The 1,313-nt window shown below is 71.3% G+C and carries 1 protein-coding gene; it reads right to left on the bottom strand.

The window, feature by feature from the left end; genetic code table 11:
* Window positions 1-1,262, bottom strand: a 1,262-nt coding sequence (locus tag ACFVS6_RS42915; RefSeq protein WP_389711969.1) for an acyltransferase domain-containing protein, incomplete at its 3' end; no start/stop codon positions are given.
* Between the last annotated feature and the right edge of the window lie 51 nt (window positions 1,263-1,313).

Below are 1,313 nucleotides of genomic sequence, written 5' to 3'. Positions count from 1 at the left end.
GAGCGACCGACGCTCACCGCACCACGGGTCAAGCACCACAAAGGTGCCTCCACCCCGGCATCACCGAGCGCCTGCACCAGAGCCGCCGTGGAGACAACACCGGCGGACTCGTCCAGGGCGAGCAGCGACACCACGCCGCCCACGGAACCAGCGGCCTCGGCGAGCCGCCCGGCCAGCGCAGTCCGGTCCTCACCGGCCTCGACCACGACGCGGCGCACCTCGACTCCGTGCCCGGCAAGCGCGCCCGCCACGGCGGCGTCGTCCACGCCCATGGCAGGTACCACGAGCAGCCACGCACCCGACAGCCCGGCACCGGTTGCGGAATCCGCCAGCGGCTTCCACGACACCCGGTAGCGCCAGGCGTCCACCTCGGAGCGGGTCCGCAGGCCGCGGCGCCACGCCGACAGGGCGGGCAGAGCCGGCAGGACCGTGCCCCAGGCGCTCTCGTCGTCCAGGTCCAGGTCCAGGGCGGCGGCGAGCGAGTCCATGTCCTCGCGCTCCACCGCGTCCCAGAAGCGGGAGTCCACGTCGTCGACTGCGCCCCTGCGGGACGCCGACGGCATCTCAAGCCAGTAGCGCTGCCGCTGGAAGGCGTACGTCGGCAGCTCCACGCTCCGGACACCCGTGCCGGCGAAGAACTTCGACCAGTCCACCTCGACACCGCGCACGTGCGCCCGAGCGACGGCGGCGACCAGGGTCTCCGCCTCACCGCGCGCCGTCCGCAGAGCGGGGACGAGGACGGCATCCGTCTCACCGGTCAAGCAGTCCTGGGCGAGGGCGGAGAGAATTCCGTCGGGGCCGAGTTCGAGGTACGTCGTCACCCCGGCGGCCTCCAGGGCGTGTATGCCGTCGAGGAAGCGGACGGCGTCGCGGACGTGACGGACCCAGAAGTCCGCCGAACCCATCTCACCGTCGGCGACCAGGGCACCGGTCAGGTTCGACACGACCGGAATGCTCGGGGTCGAGAACTCCAGACCTTCCACCACCTGGCGGAACTCGTCGAGCATGCCGTCCATGTGCGGCGAGTGGAACGCGTGGCTCACCGTGAGCCGCTTGCTCTTCCGATCGCCGAGCGACTCCACCACCGCCAGAGCGGCATCCTCGTCACCCGCGATCACGACCGACTGCGGACCGTTGACGGCCGCGATGCTCACCCGGTCGCTCAGCAGCGGCAGGACCTCATCCTCCGACGCCTGGATCGCAATCATCACGCCACCGGCCGGCAGGGCCTGCATCAGGCGACCACGCGCCGCAACCAACACGCACGCGTCATCCAGCGACAACACACCCGCCACATGCGCGGCAGCGATCTC

It is taken from the genome of Streptomyces sp. NPDC057939 (genome assembly GCF_042887545.1).
Taxonomy (GTDB): Bacteria; Actinomycetota; Actinomycetes; order Streptomycetales; family Streptomycetaceae; genus Streptomyces.
The sequence above is the reverse complement of the archived record's forward strand: the minus strand, read 5'-3'. Positions and strand labels throughout refer to the sequence as shown.